16 protein-coding genes and 1 pseudogene are annotated in these 19,141 nt (G+C 73.7%); 11 read left to right on the plus strand and 6 right to left on the minus strand.

What is annotated here, in order from left to right; all coding sequences use genetic code 11:
* Positions 1 to 196: 196 nt before the first annotated feature.
* Positions 197 to 496 (minus strand): hypothetical protein, encoded by a 300-nt coding sequence (locus ACFVWU_RS21230; RefSeq protein WP_387623120.1) that lies wholly within the window; start codon positions 494 to 496, stop codon positions 197 to 199.
* Between the two features lie 37 nt (positions 497 to 533).
* Positions 534 to 1,340, minus strand: coding sequence for a PspA/IM30 family protein (locus ACFVWU_RS21235; RefSeq protein WP_387623123.1), 807 nt, complete (start codon positions 1,338 to 1,340; stop codon positions 534 to 536).
* 300 nt (positions 1,341 to 1,640) lie between these two features.
* Between ACFVWU_RS21235 and ACFVWU_RS21240 the strand changes: the two genes are divergently transcribed.
* Entirely contained in the window at positions 1,641 to 2,240 is a 600-nt protein-coding gene (locus tag ACFVWU_RS21240) for a DUF3043 domain-containing protein (protein ID WP_387623125.1), read from the plus strand.
* 176 nt (positions 2,241 to 2,416) lie between these two features.
* Positions 2,417 to 3,139, plus strand: a complete 723-nt coding sequence (locus tag ACFVWU_RS21245) for a class I SAM-dependent methyltransferase (RefSeq protein WP_387623246.1) — start codon at positions 2,417 to 2,419, stop codon at positions 3,137 to 3,139.
* A gap of 29 nt (positions 3,140 to 3,168) precedes the next feature.
* Here ACFVWU_RS21245 and ACFVWU_RS21250 read toward each other — a convergent pair whose 3' ends face one another.
* The gene (locus tag ACFVWU_RS21250; protein WP_387623127.1) at positions 3,169 to 3,369 is read right to left on the minus strand and encodes a hypothetical protein; all 201 of its coding nucleotides are present in this window, start codon (positions 3,367 to 3,369) and stop codon (positions 3,169 to 3,171) included.
* Positions 3,370 to 3,489: 120 nt separating this feature from the next.
* Between ACFVWU_RS21250 and cobU the strand changes: the two are divergent.
* From cobU to ACFVWU_RS21285, 7 genes and pseudogenes are all read left to right on the plus strand, one after another.
* Positions 3,490 to 4,038: pseudogene (gene cobU / locus ACFVWU_RS21255) on the plus strand (bifunctional adenosylcobinamide kinase/adenosylcobinamide-phosphate guanylyltransferase); the annotation flags it as partial.
* A gap of 28 nt (positions 4,039 to 4,066) precedes the next feature.
* Positions 4,067 to 5,182, plus strand: coding sequence for a nicotinate-nucleotide--dimethylbenzimidazole phosphoribosyltransferase (locus ACFVWU_RS21260; RefSeq protein WP_387623130.1), 1,116 nt, complete (start codon positions 4,067 to 4,069; stop codon positions 5,180 to 5,182).
* A 190-nt stretch (positions 5,183 to 5,372) separates the two neighbouring features.
* Positions 5,373 to 6,164, plus strand: coding sequence for an adenosylcobinamide-GDP ribazoletransferase (locus ACFVWU_RS21265; RefSeq protein ID WP_387623133.1), 792 nt, complete (start codon positions 5,373 to 5,375; stop codon positions 6,162 to 6,164).
* Between the two features lie 258 nt (positions 6,165 to 6,422).
* Positions 6,423 to 7,928: a leucyl aminopeptidase gene (locus tag ACFVWU_RS21270; RefSeq protein WP_387623136.1), complete on the plus strand. Its 1,506-nt coding sequence runs from the start codon at positions 6,423 to 6,425 to the stop codon at positions 7,926 to 7,928.
* Positions 7,929 to 8,334: 406 nt separating this feature from the next.
* Positions 8,335 to 9,723 carry a dihydrolipoyl dehydrogenase gene (lpdA, locus tag ACFVWU_RS21275; RefSeq protein WP_224284763.1) on the plus strand — a complete coding sequence of 463 codons (1,389 nt, stop codon included), beginning with the start codon at positions 8,335 to 8,337 and terminating at the stop codon, positions 9,721 to 9,723.
* 65 nt (positions 9,724 to 9,788) lie between these two features.
* Entirely contained in the window at positions 9,789 to 11,540 is a 1,752-nt protein-coding gene (gene sucB / locus ACFVWU_RS21280) for a 2-oxoglutarate dehydrogenase, E2 component, dihydrolipoamide succinyltransferase (RefSeq protein ID WP_387623140.1), read from the plus strand.
* A gap of 140 nt (positions 11,541 to 11,680) precedes the next feature.
* Complete coding sequence (locus ACFVWU_RS21285; RefSeq protein ID WP_387623142.1) at positions 11,681 to 12,196, plus strand: DUF4240 domain-containing protein; 516 nt, start codon at positions 11,681 to 11,683, stop codon at positions 12,194 to 12,196.
* Positions 12,197 to 12,206: 10 nt separating this feature from the next.
* Here the strand turns inward: ACFVWU_RS21285 and ACFVWU_RS21290 are convergent, their stop codons facing one another.
* Entirely contained in the window at positions 12,207 to 13,310 is a 1,104-nt protein-coding gene (locus tag ACFVWU_RS21290) for a DUF2510 domain-containing protein (protein WP_387623145.1), read from the minus strand.
* Between the two features lie 97 nt (positions 13,311 to 13,407).
* On the minus strand, positions 13,408 to 13,914 hold the full coding sequence (locus ACFVWU_RS21295; RefSeq protein WP_387623148.1) for a GNAT family N-acetyltransferase: 507 nt from the start codon (positions 13,912 to 13,914) through the stop codon (positions 13,408 to 13,410).
* A 55-nt stretch (positions 13,915 to 13,969) separates the two neighbouring features.
* Here ACFVWU_RS21295 and ACFVWU_RS21300 point away from each other — a divergent pair, with 55 nt between their 5' ends.
* The gene (locus ACFVWU_RS21300) at positions 13,970 to 14,884 is read left to right on the plus strand and encodes a TIGR01777 family oxidoreductase (protein ID WP_387623151.1); all 915 of its coding nucleotides are present in this window, start codon (positions 13,970 to 13,972) and stop codon (positions 14,882 to 14,884) included.
* Positions 14,885 to 15,231: 347 nt separating this feature from the next.
* A complete protein-coding gene (locus tag ACFVWU_RS21305; RefSeq protein WP_387623154.1) occupies positions 15,232 to 16,563 on the plus strand; it encodes an NAD(P)/FAD-dependent oxidoreductase in 1,332 nt (443 codons plus the stop codon).
* Between the two features lie 429 nt (positions 16,564 to 16,992).
* Here the strand turns inward: ACFVWU_RS21305 and ACFVWU_RS21310 are convergent, their stop codons facing one another.
* A complete protein-coding gene (locus tag ACFVWU_RS21310) occupies positions 16,993 to 18,879 on the minus strand; it encodes a regulator (RefSeq protein ID WP_387623156.1) in 1,887 nt (628 codons plus the stop codon).
* Positions 18,880 to 19,141: the final 262 nt, after the last annotated feature.

Consider the following 19,141-nt stretch of genomic DNA (forward strand, 5'->3'; position numbering starts at 1 on the left):
CCCCGAGCCGAAGGGGCGCGCCGGTGCCGAAAGGGAGAAGGGCCAAGCCGCCGACGAAGGAGGTGGCGCAGTGCCCGCCGACCGTCGGCACCGGGCCAAGAGCGCCCCGGAGGCGAGCGGGCGACCAACACAGCGAAGGGCGGGCCCCCTCCCATCGGAGGGGGCCCGCCCTTTCGTCTGGCAACAGCCGGAGGAGCTACTCGTACTCGGGGAACCCCGGGATCACGCCCTCGCCCTCGGACAGCAGCAGCGCGCGGACCTCGCTGATCGTCGCCTCGGAATTCGGCAGGATCAGGTCGGACGGCTCCAGGGCGTCGTCGGGAAGCCGGGTGCCGTAGCGCATCACCGCGTCCAGCAGCTTGCCGTAGGCCTGGCGGAAGTTCTCCTCGTCGCCCGACTCCACTGCGGTGAGCAGCTCGTCGTCGAGCTGGTTGAGCAGGTTCAGGTGGTCCTCGCCCACCTCGAACTGCCCCTCACCCATGACCCTCATGATCATGCCGTGCGTCTCCCTGGTTCGTGGGGTCGAGCTCAGATCACTTGTTGTAGTTGATGCGCGGGGTGTCCTGCGGCTGCTGCTGGGGCTGCTGCTGCGGCTGCCCCTGCTCGATCGCCGCCGGACCGGAGGAGGAACCGCCGGACAGCTCGGCCTTCATCCGGGCGAGCTCCAGCTCGACGTCGGAGCCGCCGGCCACCCGCTCCAGCTCGGCCTCGATGTCGTCCTTGCGGCCGAGACCGCTCGCGTCGTCGAGCGCGCCGGAGGCCAGCAGCTCGTCGATCGCACCGGCCCGGGCCTGCATCTGGGCGGTCTTGTCCTCGGCACGCTGGATGGCCAGGCCGACGTCGCCCATCTCCTCCGAGATGCCGGAGAAGGACTCGGCGATGCGGGTCTGTGCCTGGGCCGCGGTGTAGGTGGCCTTGATGGTCTCCTTCTTGGTGCGGAAGGCGTCCACCTTGGCCTGCAGCCGCTGGGAGGCCAGCGTGAGCTTCTCCTCCTCGGCCTGCAGGGCCTGGTACTGCGTCTCCAGGTCGTTGATCTGGGACTGCATGTTGGCCTTGCGGGTCAGCGCCTCGCGCGCGAGGTCCTCGCGGCCGAGGGACAGCGCCTTGCGGCCCTGGTCCTCGTACTTCGCGGACTGCTGCTGGAGCTGGGTCAGCTGGAGTTCCAGGCGCTTGCGCGAGGTCGCGACGTCCGCGACACCACGCCGTACCTTCTGCAGCAGTTCGAGCTGCTTCTGGTAGGAGTAGTCGAGCGTCTCACGCGGATCCTCCGCCCGGTCCAAGGCCTTGTTCGCCTTGGAGCGGAAGATCAGCCCCATACGCTTCATGATTCCGTCGCTCATGGGCCTCGGGTGCCCCCTTCTCCGGCCTGCGGTGTATATCTCGTTACCAGACACGACGAGTGTATGTGCAGCGAGCCCGTCGCCGCAGTGCACCTGCCTGCAACAAGACTGCTACAGCGACCGGTGGCAGTTCCTCATCCCCCGGGTGGATCCGACTCTCATCCTCCCCATAGTCCATCCGACTGATCCCCTACGGGAAGGGTCCGGGAAACCCGGTTCGGGGCCGGACCCGGAGGATCGATATGCGTTTGGGTCCGAGGGGACCCGTGGTCGCGGCGACGCACCCCGTACGCTGGTGGTGTGTTCCGACGCCGTTCAGATGATGCCGCCGCCTCCGCCACCGTGCTGGAGAAGCAGGACGAGACGACCCAGGCCCGCCACCCGCAGGCCAAGAAGGGCCGCCCCACCCCCAAGCGCAGTGAGGCCGAGGCCAACCGGCGTACCCGGGTGACGGTGCCCAAGGACCGCAAGGAGGCCTCCCGCCAGGCGCGCGACCGGATGCGGGTCGAGCGCGAGAAGCAGCGCCAGGCCCTGATGGACGGCGACGAGCGCCACCTGCCGGCCCGCGACAAGGGCCCGGTGCGCAAGTTCGCCCGTGACTACATCGACTCGCGCTGGTCGCTGGCCGAGTTCTTCCTGCCCGCCGCCGTCGTCATCCTGGTGCTCAGCATCATCAAGGTGCAGACCCTGCAGCTGCTGTCGACGCTGCTGTTCCTGCTGTTCTTCGTCCTGGTGATCCTGGACTTCGTGCGCCTCGGCTTCGGCCTGCGCAAGCAGCTGGGCGAGCGCTTCGCCGGGCAGAACACCCGCGGCGTGGTCGCCTACGGCATCATGCGCACCCTGCAGATGCGCCGGCTGCGCCTGCCCAAGCCGCAGGTGCGGCGCGGGGAGAAGCCCTGACCGCCGAACCGGTGGACTCCGGCTGGGCCCCGCCTTCCTGGGAGGGGCCCGGCCTGTACGCGCTGCCCGGACAGGGGGACGGCGGCCACGACCGGCTCGGCCAGGAGCGTCGGCTGCCCTCGCGCAGCGGCTCCTTCGCCGGCGGTGCCGGCGCCTGGCTGGACCGGCTCGGCGGACTGCGCAACTTCGTCCGCCAGGAGCTCGTCTCCCGCCAGCTCGCCGAGCAGCTGACCGGCCGCACCGCGCAGCGCGTCCTCGACATCGGCTGCGGCCAGGGGACCCAGGCCCTGCGGCTCGCGCGGGCCGGCCACTACGTCACCGGGATCGACTCCGACCCGGTCGCGCTCGGCGTCGCCCAGGGGGCGCTCGCCGAGGAGCCGCCCGAGGTGCGCGGCCGGCTGCAGCTGCTCAGCGGTGACGGCCACCAGTGCGGGCGCTGGTTCGGCCCGCGCAGCTTCGACGTGGTGCTCTGCCACGGCGTCCTGATGTACCTGCCCGACCCGGACCCGATGATCGCCTCGCTGGCCCGGCTGCTGGCGCCCGGCGGTCTGCTCTCGCTGCTGGTCCGCAACCGCGACGCGCTGGCGCTGCGGCCCGCCGCCGCCGGGGACTGGCGGGCCGCCCTGCACGCCTTCGAGAGCGACCGGTACTACAACCGACTCGGGCTGGCCGCCCGGGCCGACCGGCTCGCCGACCTGATCGTCACCCTCTCCGAGGTCTCGGTGCCGCTCAAGCACTGGTACGGCGTGCGGGTCTTCACCGACAACGCGCCCGACGACGCGACCCCGCCGGTGGACGGGCGCCAGCTGGCCCAGCTGCTGGAAGCCGAGGACCGGGCCGCCCGCACCGACCCGTACCGGCGGGTCGCCGCGCTGCTGCACGTGATCGGGGCGAAGTAGCGGCTGATCGCCCGCCCGCCCCGGGGGGCTCAGGCCTCGTGCAGGCTCATCGCGTAGATCTGCTGACCGTCGTCCAGCAGGACCGCGGTGTCCACGCCGTCCTCGACGAGCTGCTTCCAGCTCTCCCCGATCCAGGTCTCGGCGTCCCCCTGGCCGGCGAACTCCTCCTGGCCACCGGTGGGCGTCACCGCGCTGCCGTCCGCCTTCTCGTACCGCCACGTCCAGACCATGCCCGGCTCCTCCCGCGCTTCCCGCTGCCTATGTGGTGCGCACCATAGCCTGCCCGGCTCGATCTTCCGTATGCCTGGTCGGGCAGGATGGGCGCCATGTCGCCCCACTCCCCGCTCCCCCGCACGCTGCTGCTCGGCGGCGCGCGCTCCGGCAAGTCCACCCGCGCCGAGCAGTTGCTCGCCGACCGGCCGGACGTCCTGTACGTGGCCACCGGCGGCACCCGGGACGGCGACGCCGAGTGGGCCCAGCGGATCGAGCTGCACCGGGAGCGGCGGCCGGCGAGCTGGCGCACCGCCGAGACCTGCGACCTGGAGGCCGTGCTCACCGACGCCGCCGACCCGGCGCCGGTGCTGATCGACTGTCTGGCGCTGTGGCTGACCTCGGTGATGGACGAGTGCGACGCCTGGGACGACAGGGCCTGGGCTGACGGCGGCGAGGCCGCGGTGCAGCGCCGCTGCCGGGCGCTGGCCGCGGCCTGGGCGGCCACCTCGCGGACGGTCGTCGCGGTGAGCAACGAGGTCGGCATGGGTGTCGTCCCGGCGACCGCCGCCGGCCGGCGCTTCCGCGACACGCTGGGCCGGCTCAACATGTCCGTGGCGGACGCCTCGGAGCGTGTGCTGCTGGTGGTGGCCGGGCAGGTTGTAACAATCAAGCCAGCCGCAGCCTGAACACCTGTGGCGTGTAGCCTTCCGGACGATGGACACGACCGTGGATCTCGATACGTTCTCCTCGCTCGTCGAGCGCCCCGACGACAGCGCCCGGCGGGCCGCCGAGGAGCGCTGGCAGGAGGCCGGCCGGCCGCGTGGCGGGCTCGGCAAGCTGGAGGAGCTGGGCAGCTGGCTGTCGTCCGTACAGGGGCGCTCCCCGGTGCGGCCGGTGTCGGCGCCCAAGGTGCTGCTGTTCGCCGCGGACCACGGTGTGGCCGCGCTCGGGGTCTCCCGGCTGCCCGCCCAGGGCGGCACCGCGGCCCGGGTGCGGGCGGTGCTCGACGGCACCGCGCCGGTGGCCCGGCTGGCCGCGCGCTACGGCGCCGAGGTGCGGGTGGTCGACGTCGGCGTGGACACCGACGCCGCGAACTTCCCGGACGAGGTGGTCACCCACCGGATCCGGCGCGGCTCCGGCCGGATCGACGTCGAGGACGCGCTCACCCCGGAGGAGACCGTACGGGCGTTCCGGGCCGGCATCGCCGTGGCCGACGAGGAGGCCGACTCCGGCACCGACCTGGTGCTGCTCGGCGACCTCGGGGTCGGCGCCACCACGGTGGCCGCCGTGCTGGTCGGCGCGCTGTGCGGGACGGACGCCGCCGCGGTCTGCGGGCGCGGCTCGGGCATCGACGACCGGGTGTGGATGGTCAAGTGCGCCACCATCCGGGACTCGCTGCGGCGGGCCCGGCCGGTGCTCGGCGACCAGATCGCCCTGCTCGGCGCGACCGGCGGGGCCGATTTCGCGGCGATCACCGGCTTCCTGCTGCAGGCCGCCGTCCGTCGGCTGCCGGTGGTGCTGGACGGTGTGGTCTCGGCCGCCTGCGCGCTGGTCGCGCAGCGGATCGCCTTCCGGGCCCCGGAGTGGTGGCGGGCCGGGCAGTCCAGCGGCGAGCCGGCCCAGGCGAAGGCGTACGACCGGCTGACCCTGACGCCGCTGCAGGACCAGGGGATCACCATGGGCGAGGGTGTCGGCGCGCTGCTGGCGCTGCCGCTGCTCCAAGCGGCGGGCGACGCGCTCGCGGACGAGGCACCGCGGCCGTTCGTACCGGCGGCTCCCAAGGAGCAGCCGAAACTGCCCTCGGCGGCGGATCTGCTCAGGAAGCTCTAGCAGGGGCGGGGCGCCGGCGGCTGAGCGTCAGTGCTCAGGCGGCAGGCCCGGCCCTTCCGCTTCGCGCAGTTCCCCGCGTCCCTTTCGGGGCGCGGGGATTCTGTTTGTCCGGGGCTCGGGGCTGCGGTCGGTGCGGGGCCCGGGGGTTTGTTCGTGCGGTGCGGTGCGGTGCGGTGAAGGAGTGGGAGCGATGGCCGGCGGCGGCGAGCGGGCGACGTGGGGCGAGGGGCTGCGGTTCGCGTTCGGGACGCTGTCGGTGCTGCGGGTGCGGGTGGAGCGGTGGGACCGCGCGGCGGGGGCGCGGGCGATGACGGCGGCCCCGGCGGTGGGGTTGGTGCTGGGCGCCGTCGCGGCCGGGGCGGGAGCGCTGGTGGCCTGGCGGGCCGGCGGGCTGCTCGGGGCGGTGACGGCCGTGGGGGCGCTCGCCGCGCTGACCCGGGGGCTGCACCTGGACGGTCTGGCGGACGTCGCCGACGGGTTGGGCAGCGGGAAGCCGGCCGAGGACGCGCTGCGGATCATGAAGCAGTCCGACATCGGCCCGTTCGGCGTACTGACCCTCCTTCTCGTACTGCTGGCCCAGGTCGCCGCGCTGGCCGAGCAGTTCGGGCACTCGGTGCCGCGCGGCGCGCTCGCGGTGCTCGCCTCGGCGGTGGCCGCCCGGTGCGCGCTCGGCTGGGGCTGTCTGCGGTCGGTGCCGGCCGCCCGTCCGGGCGGGCTCGGGGCGATGGTGGCGAGCACCGTGACGCCCGCCGGAGCCGCCGCCGGGACGGCCCTCGGGGCACTGGCCGTCGCCGCGACCGGGCTGTTCGACGGATGGTCAGCTCTTCGGCTTCCGTTGGCCGTTGTGCTCGGCGTCGGCGGCGCCCGGCTGTTGCTCGGACGCTGTGTCCGACGGTTCGGCGGAATCACCGGGGACGTGCTCGGCGCGACGGCGGAGACGGCGGCCACCGGCACGCTGTTCGCCTTGGCGTTGCTCGGCTGACACCGGGCGGCGCGTGATCCCACCATGCGGACTACCATGCGTGGAGCACCGCAGCCCTGCACCGTGGCAGGTTCTGCCCGCCCGGCGCGTACCGAGGAGCCGGGTCCTCTGGTGTGCGCGGCCGCGACGGCGGACGCGCGCGCCAGGGGGCCCGGACCCCGCAGACCCGCCGGCGGACGGCCTGCCACGGCGGGCTGCGCCGGTTCGGCAGTCACGCCGCGACCGGCCGTGGACCCGCGAAAGAACAGGACGCATTACGTGACTGCATTGTCTGTGAGCACCTCCTCCGCCGCCTCGCTGCGCGCGGACGCCCTGGTGGTCGGTCTCGCGAAGGGCCCGAAGGGCATCGTGCTGGCCCCCGGCGCCGAGGCCGTGAACGAGGCGTTCGAGGGCAAGCTGGCCGAGGTCCTCGGCACCCTGGGCGCGACCGGCGCCGAGGGCGAGACCGTCAAGGTGCCCTCCCCCGCCGGCCTGAAGGCCCCGCTCGTCCTCGCGGTCGGCCTCGGCGAGGCCGCCGAGGAGCGTTACGAGCCGGAGGCGCTGCGCCGCGCCGCCGGTGTCGCCGCCCGTGCTCTGGCCGGCGCCAAGAAGGCCGCGCTGGCCCTGCCGACCGAGTCCGCGGACGACGTGGAGGCGCTGGCGCTGGGCGGTCTGCTCGGCTCGTACGCCTTCGGCACGTACAAGGGCAACGGCAACGGCAAGGAGCCGGTCGGCGAGCTGGTCGTGCTGGCCGCCCGCAAGGGCAGCAAGGACGCCAAGGCCGCCGTGGAGCGCGCCGCCGCGATCGGCGAGGAGATGAACCGCGCCCGCGACCTGGTCAACGCCGCGCCGAACGACCTGAACCCGAAGAGCTTCGCCGCGATCGCCCAGGCGGCCGGCAAGGAGCACGGCCTCAAGGTCGAGGTGCTGGACGAGAAGGCCCTGACCAAGGGCGGCTACGGCGGCCTGCTGGGCGTCGGCGGCGGCTCGGCCAACCCGCCGCGGCTGGTGAAGGTGGCCTACACCCACCCGAAGGCGAAGGCCACGCTGGCCTTCGTCGGCAAGGGCATCACCTACGACTCGGGCGGCATCTCGCTGAAGCCGGCCGGCCACAACGAGACCATGAAGTGCGACATGGCCGGCGCCGCCGCCGTGTTCGCCGCCGTGGTGGCCGCCAAGCGCCTGGGCCTGGTCGTCAACGTCACCGGCTGGCTGGCGCTGGCCGAGAACATGCCGTCCGGCTCCGCCACCCGCCCGGGCGACGTGCTGCGCATGTACGGCGGCAAGACCGTCGAGGTGCTGAACACCGACGCCGAGGGCCGTCTGGTGCTGGCCGACGCGATCGTGCGGGCCGGCGAGGAGAACCCGGACGTCATCGTCGACGTGGCGACCCTGACCGGCGCCATGGTGCTGGCCCTGGGCACCCGTACCTTCGGCGTGATGTCCAACAGCGACGAGCTGCGCGAGAACCTGCACGCCCTCGCGGGCGAGGTCGGCGAGCAGTCCTGGCCGATGCCGCTGCCGGCCGAGCTGCGCAAGGGCTTCACCGAGTCGACCATCGCCGACCTGGCCAACATGGGCGAGCGGATGGGCGGCGGCCTGGTGGCCGGCCTGTTCCTGAAGGAGTTCGTGGCCGAGGGCACCGACTGGGCGCACCTGGACATCGCCGGCCCGGCGTTCCACGAGAGCGCGCCGTTCGGCTACACCCCGAAGGGCGGCACCGCGAGCGCGGTGCGCACCCTGGTCCGCTTCGCCGAGCAGACCGCGGCCAACGGCAAGGCCTGATCCGACCGGACCTGAGCCTCCACGGGGGCCCGGCGCACACGCGCCGGGCCCCCGTCGGCGTTCCCGCGGGAGTTACCTGCGAGTAGGCCGGGACGCCCAGGCGCACCTCTGTTCGCCACGGGCGAAACTTTGTTCCACAGAGCGGAAGAGGCGGCGGCGAACGGGGCGGAAGGCGCCCGTCCGGCGGCTGTCAATACCGCGTTGAGCTGCGATGATGCCCTTCCGTCGGGGGTGTTCCCGCCCCGGTGACCAGCCTGTGGGACACCCCTGGGGCGGACCCGGACATCAGCCACCGCGAACAAGTGCGAAGATGTATTTCCGGCACGACTGGGCGCCTCACAAAGGCATCCGACCCACCGGACCGCGACCGGCCCGGCGACCCACCCCATTGCATGGAGGACGTGACGTGGCGAACGACGCCAGCACCGTTTTCGACGTAGTCATTCTCGGAGGCGGAAGCGGCGGTTACGCCGCGGCGCTCCGCGCCGCTCAGCTGGGTCTGAGCGTTGCCCTGGTCGAGAAGGGCGAGCTGGGCGGCACCTGCCTGCACCGCGGCTGCATCCCGACCAAGGCGCTGCTGCACGCCGCCGAGATCGCGGACGAGACGAAGGAGGCCGCCGAGTTCGGCGTGCTGGCCACCTTCCAGGGCATCGACATCAACGGCGTCCACAAGTACAAGGACGACGTCATCGCCGGCCTGTACAAGGGTCTGCAGGGCCTGGTGGCGTCCCGCAAGGTCACCTTCATCCAGGGCGAGGGCAAGCTCTCCTCGCAGACCTCGGTGGACGTCAACGGCCAGCGCATCGAAGGCCGCCACATCGTCCTGGCCACCGGTTCGGTGCCGCGCTCGATCCCGGGCCTGGAGATCGACGGCAACCGCGTGATCTCCTCCGACCACGCGCTCAAGCTCGACCGCATCCCGAAGTCGGCCGTCATCCTGGGCGGCGGCGTCATCGGCGTCGAGTTCGCCTCGGTCTGGAAGTCCTTCGGCGTCGAGGTCACCATCGTCGAGGCGCTGCCGCACCTCGTCCCGCTCGAGGACGAGAACTCCTCCAAGCTGCTGGAGCGCGCGTTCCGCAAGCGCGGCATCAAGTTCGAGCTGAAGGCCCGCTTCTCGGGCGTCGAGTACACCGAGACCGGTGTCCGCGTCTCCACCGAGAACGGCAAGCAGATCGACGCCGACCTGCTGCTCGTCGCCATCGGCCGCGGCCCGGTCTCGGCCGGCCTCGGCTACGAGGAGAACGGCGTCGCGATGGACCGCGGCTACGTCCTGGTCGACGAGTACATGCGCACCAACGTGCCCACCATCTCGGCCGTCGGCGACCTCGCCCCGACCCTGCAGCTCGCCCACGTCGGCTTCGCCGAGGGCATCCTGGTCGCCGAGCGCCTGGCCGGCCTGAAGCCGATGCCGATCGACTACGACGGCGTCCCGCGGGTGACCTACTCCAACCCCGAGGTCGCCTCCGTCGGCATCTCCGAGGCCAAGGCCGTCGAGCTGTACGGCAAGGAGAAGGTCGTCACCCTGAAGTACAACCTGGCCGGCAACGGCAAGAGCAAGATCCTGAAGACCGCCGGCGAGATCAAGCTCGTCCAGGTCAAGGACGGCGCCGTGGTCGGCGTCCACATGGTCGGCGCCCGCATGGGCGAGCAGGTCGGCGAAGCCCAGCTGATCTACAACTGGGAGGCCCTGCCGGCCGAGGTCGCGCAGCTGATCCACGCGCACCCGACCCAGTCCGAGGCCCTGGGCGAGGCGCACCTGGCGCTGGCCGGCAAGCCGCTGCACGCGCACGACTGATCGCGCCCACCACCCCCTTTTCCAGTACTTCCCGTACGCAAGACTTGATAGGAGTCGCTGAAACCATGGCGGTCTCAGTAACACTGCCCGCGCTGGGCGAGAGCGTTTCCGAGGGCACCGTCACCCGCTGGCTGAAGGCCGAGGGTGAGCGTGTCGAGGTCGACGAGCCGCTGCTGGAGGTGTCGACCGACAAGGTCGACACCGAGATCCCGGCTCCCGCCTCCGGCATCCTGGCCTCGATCAAGGTCGCCGAGGACGAGACCGTTGAGGTCGGCGCCGAGCTGGCGATCATCCACGACGGCTCCGAGGCCGCCGCTGCCGCCCCGGCCCCCGCCGCCGCTGCCGCTCCGGCCGCTGCCCCGGTCGCCGCTCCGGCTCCGGTCGCCGAGGCCCCGGCTGCCGCTCCGGCCGCCGCCGCTCCGGCCGCTGCCGCTCCGGCCGGCGACGCCCACCCGGTGGTGCTGCCCGCGCTGGGCGAGTCGGTCACCGAGGGCACCGTCACCCGCTGGCTGAAGGCCGAGGGTGAGACGGTCGAGGTCGACGAGCCGCTGCTCGAGGTCTCCACCGACAAGGTCGACACCGAGATCCCGTCGCCGTTCGCCGGCGTCGTCGTCAAGATCCTGGTCGGCGAGGACGAGACCGCCGAGGTCGGCGCCCAGCTCGCGCTGATCGGTGCCCCGGGTGCCGCCGCTGCCGCTCCGGCCCCGGTCGCCGCTCCGGCCCCGGTCGCCGCTCCGGCTCCGGTTGCCCCGGCCGCCCCGGCCCCGGCTCCGGTTGCCGCTGCTCCGGCTCCGGTTGCCGCTCCGGTTGCCCCGGCCGCCCCGGCCCCGGTCGCCGCCCCGGCTCCGGTCGCCGCTCCGGCCCCGGTCGCCCCGGCTGCTCCGGCCGCCGACGCCGGTGACGCCTACGTCACCCCGCTGGTGCGCAAGCTCGCCGCCGAGCACGGCGTCGAGCTGTCCTCCGTCGCCGGCACCGGCGTCGGCGGTCGCATCCGCAAGCAGGACGTCATCGCCGCCGCGGAGGCCGCCAAGGCCGCCCCGGCCCCGGTCGCCGCCGCTCCGGCCGCCGCGCCGAAGGCCGCCGCCGCGCCGTCCGCCCTGCGCGGCCAGACGGTCAAGATGACCCGCATGCGCAAGGTCATCGGCGACAACATGATGAAGGCCCTGCACGAGCAGGCCCAGCTGACCAGCGTGGTCGAGGTGGACGTCACCAAGATCATGTCGCTGCGCGCCAAGGCCAAGGACGGCTTCCTCGCCCGCGAGGGCGTCAAGCTCTCCCCGATGCCGTTCTTCGTCAAGGCCGCCGCCCAGGCGCTGAAGGCCCACGCGGTCGTCAACGCCCGGATCAACGAGGCCGAGGGCACCATCACCTACTTCGACACCGAGAACATCGGTATCGCGGTGGACTCCGAGAAGGGTCTGATGACCCCGGTCATCAAGGGTGCGGGCGACCTCAACATCGCCGGCATCTCGAAGAAGACCGCCGAGCTGGCCGCCAAGGTCCGCGACAGCAAGATCACCCCGGACGAGCTGTCCGGCGCCACCTTCACCATCAGCAACACCGGCTCGCGCGGTGCGCTGTTCGACACCGTGATCGTGCCGCCGAACCAGGCCGCCATCCTGGGCATCGGCGCCACCGTGAAGCGCCCGGTCGTCATCGAGGCCGACGGCGGCACCGCCATCGGCATCCGCGACATGACCTACCTGTCGCTCTCCTACGACCACCGCCTGGTGGACGGCGCCGACGCCGCCCGCTACCTGGTCGCGGTCAAGGAGATCCTGGAGGCCGGCGAGTTCGAGGTCGAGCTCGGCCTGTAAGGCACCCCGGTCGTACCGAACCCCGCGTCGTCCCCGGACGGCGCGGGGTTCCGCCGTTCCCGGACGGCGCGGGATTCCGCCGTCTTCTCCTCGGGTCGCGGCATGCGCCGAGGCGGCCGAGCGGGGATGCTGGAGCGGTGATGGACGAGACCGACTTCTGGCAGATCATCGACGAGACCCGGGAGGCCGCCGAGGGCGATCCCGACGAGCAGGCCGACCGGCTGGTGGAGCACCTCGTCCGGCTGACCCCGGACGACGTGATCGACTTCGCCCGGCTGTTCGAGGCCCGGTTCCAGCGCGCCTACCGTTACGACCTGTGGGGCGCGGCCTACCTGCTGCTGGACGGCGCCTCCGAGGACACCTTCGACTTCTTCCGCTGCTGGCTGATCGGCCAGGGCCGGGAGGTCTTCGAGGGCGGGCTGGCCGAGCCGGACGACCTGGCGGACCTGCTGCCCGAGTTCGACGAGGAGGAGGACGGCGAGGCCGAGGACCTCGGCTACGCGGCCGACGAGGCGTACGAGCGGCTGACCGGCCTGCCGTTGCCCGAGGTGGGCGGTCGACAGGCCGGGCGGCCGGCCGGGGCGGCGCTGGACTTCGACGACCCGGACGTCATGGCGAAACGCTTCCCCAAGCTCTGGGAGCGCTACGGGGACTGATCGGGATCGGTCAGGTGCTGCTGCCCGAGCTGCCGTCCTGCTTGATGCCCTTGAGGATCTGGTCCAGCACCGAGGCGTCCGGCGCGGCCGGGTCGTCGTCCACACCGCCCTCGAAGACCACGTAGCCGCCGCCCTTGGCCGGGACGGCGGCCAGCAGGACGTAGCCCTGGGTGCCGTCCGAGGTGCGGACGTGCCAGCGGGTGGCGTAGCCGAGCACGCCGGCGACGCTGACGAAGCCTGAGCCGGAGTCGGTGTGCGAGGTGATCCCGGTGAAGATGCCCCCGGCGTAGGCCGGCATCGCGGCGTCGGCGGCCGTCTTGGGCGAGTCGCCCTGGATGGTGTCCTTCTCCACCGAGAACTGGCCGCGGATGCACGCGTTGCCGTCCGCGCAGGTGTAGCGGCCGCTGCCGAGGTAGACCGTGGAGTGCGCCGGGTTGGGCGAGACGTCCCAGCCGTCCAACACCGGGACGGTTATCGCGTGCTGGGCGTCCGGGACGGTGCTCTTCACGACCGGGACGGGCTTGGGCGGCGCGACGGTGGTCGTGCTCTCGGTCGGGGAGGGGGTCGGTTCGGGGCTGTCGCTCCGGCTGACCGACACGGTGGGGCTCGGGGTCGGGCCCGCCTTCGGGTCGCCGCCCTGGCTGAACACGATCCCGGCGATGATCCCGCCCACGGCCAGCACGGCGACCGTGATCCCGATGATCACACCGGGCCTGGTCCTCGCGGGGGCGGGCGGCGGGTAGCCCTGGCCCGGGTAGTAGCCGCCGCCCTGGTGGGCCTCCTGGCCGGGGTAGCCGTACCCGGGGGTCTGCGCGCCGTAGCCCGGGGCCCGGCCGTCCTGTCCGGGGTAGCCGTAGCCGGGGGCCTGGCCGGCGTCCTGACCCGGGTAGCCGTAGCCGGGGGCGGGCGAGCCGCCCTGCGCCGGGTAGCCGTAGCCGGGCTGCGGGGCCGGCGGCTGCCAGGCCTGGGTCGGGGCGTCGGCGAGCTGTCCGGCGCCGCCCTGGAGCGGCCGGACCTCGCTGGTCCAGGCATTGCCGTCCCACCAGCGCTCGTGACCGGGGGTGCCGTCCGCACCGGGGACCGGGTACCACCCGGGAGGCGTCGAGTTGCTCACGGGCGTACGGTACCCGGCGGGACGCGGCTCCAGACAGGGCGGGTACGTCACGACTCCGCAGCGCCCGGTCCGCTGACGATTCGTCAGCTCGTACGCCTCAGTCGACCAGTCGGCGGGCCATCCAGATGTCGTCCACGTACCGGCCGTCGATCAGGAACTCCTCGGTCAGCGAGCCCTCCACGACGAAGCCGCAGCTCTCGTACAGCCGGCGGGCCGGGGCGTTCCAGCCGAGCACCCGCAGGGTCAGCCTGCGGGCGCCCTCGGCCCGGGCCGCGGCGCAGGCCGCCTCGACCAGGCGGCGGCCGATGCCCCGGCCGCGGACCGTGTCGTCGACGGCGAGGCCCTGGATCTGCCGGACGTGCCGGTTGCTGGCCAGCGGGGTCGGCGGGACCTGGCGGGTGTAGCCGACGATCCGGCCGTCCAGCACGGCGAGCAGGTACTGGTCGGGGGTGTGCCGCTCGTCGAAGATCCCGTCGCTGGCCCGCGGTTCCGGGGAGACGCTGGAGAGGGCGGACCAGGAGGCCCGGTCGAGGGCGGCGAGTTCGCGGTCGTCCTCGAGCCGCGCTGGACGGATGATCAGATCGTCATGGGAGTCACGGGGCATGCGCGTCAGCCTAACGAGGCGCGTGCGAACGTGGCGGGGATCAAGTGCTGCGAGGATGGGGCCCATGCGCATCGCTGTCACAGGCTCCACGGGATTGATCGGTTCGGCACTCGTCCGCTCCCTGCTGGCGGACGGCCACGAGGTGGTCCGGCTGGTCCGGCGCCGCGACAGGACGGGTCCGCAGCCCGACGGCAGTACGGCGATCGGCTGGAACCCACTGCTCGGCCAGGTCGAACGGGACGGCCTCGCCGGAGTCGAGGCGGTGGTGCACCTGGCCGGTGCCGGGGTCGGCGACCGCCGCTGGACGGACGCGTACAAGCGGGAGATCCGGGAGAGCCGGGTCTACGGCACCGAGACCCTGGCCGTCGCACTGGCCGAACTCAAGGAGCCGCCGCGGGTGCTCGTCAGCGCCTCCGCGGTCGGCTGGTACGGACAGACCGGCGACCGGGTGATCGACGAGGACTCCCCCGCCGGGGACGACTTCCTGGCCGAGGTCTGCCTGGAGTGGGAGGCGGCGGCGCGGCCGGCCGAGCGGGCCGGGATCCGGGTCGTGCACCCGCGCACCGGGATGGTGCTCTCCACCGCCGGCGGGGCGGGCGGGCGGCTGTTCCCGCTGTTCAAGCTGGGCCTGGGCGGACGGCTGGGCAGCGGGCGGCAGTACTGGAGCTACATCTCGCTGCCCGACGAGGTGGCCGCGCTGCGGTTCCTGATCGACCGGGAGGACCTCTCCGGTGCCTTCAACCTCACCGCACCGGAGCCGGTGACCAACGCCGAGCTGACCGCGGCGATCGGGCGGGCGCTGGGGCGGCCGACGCCGTTCCCGGTGCCGGAGGCGGTGCTCAAGGCGGTGCTCGGGGAACTGGCGGTCGAGGTGGTCGGCAGCCACCGGGTGGTGCCGCGGCGGCTGCTGGACGCGGGGTTCCGCTTCGCGCACCCGGACGTGGACTCGGCGGTGCGCGCGGCGCTCTGACTCCCGCTTCGCGCGTAGGCCTCCTACGGCATTCGCCCTGGCCAGGGGCATATGCCGGGCGGGGGTCGGACGGGGCTCCGGCAGGGGGCGCACGGGAGCACATGGCGGGCGCGTCGCACGCCCCCGGTGACCGTACGCGCCCGCCGACCCCGCATCCCGGCCACCACGGCGCACTGTCCGTGACCGCGCCCCCGCCCGGCGCCGCACAACCCCTCCCGACCCCCGCATCCGGTCCGTTGCGCTTGTCTGACGCTCACACTGACTGGGCATCACCTTCCACGGACCGTGTCCCGGCACCCCGCTGCCTGCGTCGGCCGGAGCCCCGGGACCAGGGAGGGAGCACGCCAGTGCCCACATACGACTTCACCCGCCGCGCCCGTCGACCGTCCGACCCGGACGTCGTCGTGGTCGGCGCCGGACTCGCGGGCCTGGCCGCCGCCCGCGCACTCACCGGCCGCGGCCTCGCCGTTCAGGTCCTGGAGACCACCGACCGGATCGGCGGCCGGATGGCCACCCGCGAGCTGGACGGATTCCGGCTCGACGACGGCAGCCACCTGCTGAACACCGCCTTCCCCGAACTGCGCCGGGCGCTCGACCTCGACCGCCTGGACCTGCGCCAGCTCACGCCCGGCGTGCTGGTGCACAGCGCCGGACGCCGCTACCGCGCCGGGGACCCGCAGCTCACCACCGCCCGCCAGGCCGCCACCCGGGCGCCGCTCGGCAGCCCGCTGGACAAGGCCCGCCTCGGCAGCTGGCTCGGCCGGATCGCCACCACCCCGGCCGGCCGCCTGCAGGCCCGCCCGGAGACCACCGCCGCCCGCGCCCTGGCCGGCCACGGCCTCGCCCCGCGCACCGTGGACGGCTTCCTGCGCCCGTTGCTCAGCGCGCTGCTCAGCGATCCGGCGCTCGGCACCAGCAGCCGGATCGCCGACCTGGTGCTGCGCTCCTACGCCCGCGGACGGCTCTGTCTGCCCGCCGACGGGATCGCGGCCGTGCCCGCCCAGCTGGCCTCCGCGCTGCCCGCCGGCACCGTGCGGACCGGGGTGCAGGTCACCTCGGTCACCGCCGACGGTGTGGAGACCCTCGCCCACGGGCGGATCGGCGCCCAGGCCGTCGTGGTCGCCACCGACGCCCGCTCCGCCGTCGAACTGCTGCCCGGGCTACGGCTGCCGGACTTCCACCCCGTCACCACCTTCTTCCACGCGGCCGACCGCGCCCCGCTGAACGAGGCCGTACTGCTGCTCGACGGCGACCGGCCGAACGGGCACCCGCCGCTGGTCTCGCACTCGCTGGTGCTCAGCGAGCTGCACCCGTCCTTCGCCCCGGCCGGGCAGGCGCTGGTCGCCACCACCGTGCTCGGGCGGCGCTCCTTCGACGCGGGCGGCCCGGCCGGGCTGGAACCGGCCGTCCGCGCCCGGCTGACCGAGCTGTACGGCGCCTCGACGGCGGGTTGGCAGTTCCTCAACGTGCGGCACGTCCCGGACGCGCTGCCCGCGATGCCGCCGCCGCACAACCCGCGCCGGCCGGTGCGGGTGCTGGCCGGGCTGTACGTCGCCGGGGACCACCGGGACACCAGCACCGTGCAGGGCGCGCTGGTCTCCGGGCGGCGGGCGGCGTGGGCGGCGCTGCGCGACCTCGGGCTGCCGGCGGACGCACGGGAGGCCGAGGCGGCGGCCTGAGGCCGTAGGCCCGGGGCGTGCTGTCCGGGCGTGCTGCTCGGGCGTGCTGCTCGGGCGCCCGAACACGCCAGCGGTCTGCCGGGGTGACAGACCGACGGCGTGCCGGAATGCCGATATAGACGTTCTGACCGTTCATCGGATGGTTTCCGCCGTTCGGCCGTCTCGCGGTGCGCGCCTCCGCCCAGCCGGCCGCGCTGATCCTGATCCCCGCGGCAGCCGTCGCCGCGCCACTGCCCGCCGACCGGCTGCCGCGGTGGATCGCCGTACCGCCGTACCGACCGTCGTGTTCGAGATCGTGCTCGGTGCCTGATCGGCCCGGACCCTCGGCTGGGCAGCCGAGGGTCCGGGCCGAGAGCCGGTAGTCCGTCTCGGCCCGGCCGTCGGGTGGTCGGGCGGGTGATCCGTGTGGCCGGGTGTCGTCAGGCGCGCTCAGATCACCCCCGCCTGGCGGGCCGTCTCCTCGAAGGCGCGGGCCACCGGGCTGCCCCGGTAGGGGGTGAGACGGCGGTGGAAGTCCCGGACGTACTCCAGCGAGCGGGCCGAGCGCATCTCCCCCGCCGCCCGCAGCGCGTCGGTGGCCATCGTGCAGGCCTCGTCGAGGTCGCCCATGCCGAGCCGGGCGGTGGCCAGCACCAGCCGGCAGAAGATCCGGCTCCGGGCGTAGGCGGGCGAGCGCAGCCGCAGCGACTTCTCGGCGTGCTGCGCGGAGGTGCGCCACTGCTGGAGGTCGCGGTAGCAGTGGGCGAACTCGTCGGAGAGCTGCGCCTCGTCGAAGTACCGCGCCCAGGAGGGAAGTTCGTCGCCCGTCCGGGAGGCGGCGAGCGAGCGCTCGGCCCGGACCAGGGCGGTGGTGCAGGAGCGGACGTCGCCCAGCAGACCGTGCCCGCGCGCCTCGGCGGCGTGCATCAGCGACTGGACCACGGGCGGGACGGCGGTGCCAACGCCCTGCTGAGCGACCCGGGCGAGCTGGACGGCCTCCCGGCCGTGGCCCAGGTGAACGGCCTGATGGCTCATCGTCACCAGGATGTAGCCGCCGAGCGCGCGGTCCCCGGCGGCCTGGGAGAGGCGCAGCGCCTGGACGAAGTAGCGCTGGGCGAGGCCGTGCGCGGCGATGTCGAAGGACGTCCAGCCGGCCAGCCTGGTCAGGTCGGCGACCGCGCCGAACAGGGCCCGGCCGATCTGCTCGCCGTAGCGGCCGCGCAGCATCGGCTCGGCCTCGCTCTCCAGGTAGCGGACCAGTGCCTGGCGGGCGTGACCGCCGCCGTAGGCGTGGTCGAGCGCGCGGAAGAGGTCGCCGACGGCGCGGATGGCGGCGATGTCGCCACGGCCGACCCGCAGGGCGGGGCGCGCCTCGCGGGTCGGGTCGGTGTACGACGGCTCGACGGCGGTCGGCGGGCGGCGGCTCTGGGTGGGCACCCGACCGATGGTGGCGGCGGTGCCGGTGGTTCCGGCGGTGCTGCGGGAGCCGGGGGCGCCGGGGGCCTGGCCGCGCGCGGGGCTCACGGCGAGGGCGCCGGGCGCGCTCGTGGCGCTCTGCGCCGGTGGGGTGGGGGCGGTGGGGGCGCTGCCCGGCGGGCCGGTGGCGGCGTCCGGGCGGACCAGGGTGGAGCCGTCCCGGGCGACCCGCTCGTCGGTGCGGCCGATCAGCCAGTCCCGGCTGGGGACGACCAGCCCGGCCGGGGTGAAGGCGATCCGGCGCAGCTCGGACTGCGGGCCGTTGTCCTTGCGCCACATGCTCGCCACGATGTCCACCGCCTCCTGCGGGGTCTCGGCGAACTCCAGACCCGCGTAGACCGGGGCGCAGGCATCCAGGCCGAGGTCCTGGGCGGTGAGGCGACGGCCGAGGCGGCGGGTGAAGACCTCGGCGATCAGCGCCGGGGTGGCGCCGCGGGGCTGCTGACCGCGCAGCCAGCGGGTGACCGAGGTCTTGTCGTAGCGCAGGTCCAGGCCGTGCTCCAGGCCGAGCTGGTCGACCCGGCGGGCCAGGCCGGCGTGCGAGAAGCCGGCCTCCTCGATCAGCGCGGCGAGCTGGCCGTTCTGCGGGGCCGAGCCGGAGTGGCCGGTGTGGCTGCCGTGACCGCTCGTGGTCGCGGGGGCGGGTGCGGCGGTGGCTTCGTGCCGGTTCGGTGTGGCCTGCACGGGCAGCCGCAGTTCGTCTGCGGTCGGGGCGTCGGTGGTCAGCGTGTCGCCGGTCACGGCGTTGGGGGCCAGGGCGTCGGGGGCGTCCGGAAGGGTCCGACCGACCGGACCTCGGTGCTGGCCGAGCGGGTCGAGCGGTCCGTACGCCGGGCTGTCGGTTGCAGGCCGTTGGGGCATGTCAGTCAACACCTCTCGGACGTCGCACCGGGCTCTACCAGCACTTCGGCGGCCTGGGGCGGCGCCCCCTGTCGGGAATCGGCGTGAATGTAGCGAGCATTCGGGCGCTATGGGTGGATCTGACCGAGCAATCCTCCGAACGGGTGAAGCAACCGCGCCCATTGTGGGGAAGCGAGGCCAGGATGAGTTTGGCCGTCCGGGGTCGAACCGCCGATCGACCGTCATGTCGGTTTCCGCCATGCGGAACCCTGCTGCTGTAGCG

The sequence above is a fragment of the Kitasatospora sp. NPDC058190 genome (assembly GCF_042883685.1).
Lineage (GTDB): Bacteria > Actinomycetota > Actinomycetes > Streptomycetales > Streptomycetaceae > Kitasatospora.

Bases quoted from the DNA above. Each gene is read 5' to 3' on its own strand.
- ACFVWU_RS21230 (WP_387623120.1), bottom strand. From the start codon at position 496: ATGATCATGAGGGTCATGGGTGAGGGGCAGTTCGAGGTGGGCGAGGAC.
- ACFVWU_RS21235 (WP_387623123.1), bottom strand. From the start codon at position 1,340: ATGAGCGACGGAATCATGAAGCGTATGGGGCTGATCTTCCGCTCCAAG.
- ACFVWU_RS21250 (WP_387623127.1), bottom strand. From the start codon at position 3,369: ATGGTCTGGACGTGGCGGTACGAGAAGGCGGACGGCAGCGCGGTGACG.
- ACFVWU_RS21260 (WP_387623130.1), top strand. From the start codon at position 4,067: ATGGACACGACCGTGGATCTCGATACGTTCTCCTCGCTCGTCGAGCGC.
- ACFVWU_RS21265 (WP_387623133.1), top strand. From the start codon at position 5,373: ATGGCCGGCGGCGGCGAGCGGGCGACGTGGGGCGAGGGGCTGCGGTTC.
- sucB (WP_387623140.1), top strand. From the start codon at position 9,789: ATGGCGGTCTCAGTAACACTGCCCGCGCTGGGCGAGAGCGTTTCCGAG.
- ACFVWU_RS21285 (WP_387623142.1), top strand. From the start codon at position 11,681: ATGGACGAGACCGACTTCTGGCAGATCATCGACGAGACCCGGGAGGCC.
- ACFVWU_RS21295 (WP_387623148.1), bottom strand. From the start codon at position 13,914: ATGCCCCGTGACTCCCATGACGATCTGATCATCCGTCCAGCGCGGCTC.
- ACFVWU_RS21300 (WP_387623151.1), top strand. From the start codon at position 13,970: ATGGGGCCCATGCGCATCGCTGTCACAGGCTCCACGGGATTGATCGGT.
- ACFVWU_RS21310 (WP_387623156.1), bottom strand. From the start codon at position 18,879: ATGCCCCAACGGCCTGCAACCGACAGCCCGGCGTACGGACCGCTCGAC.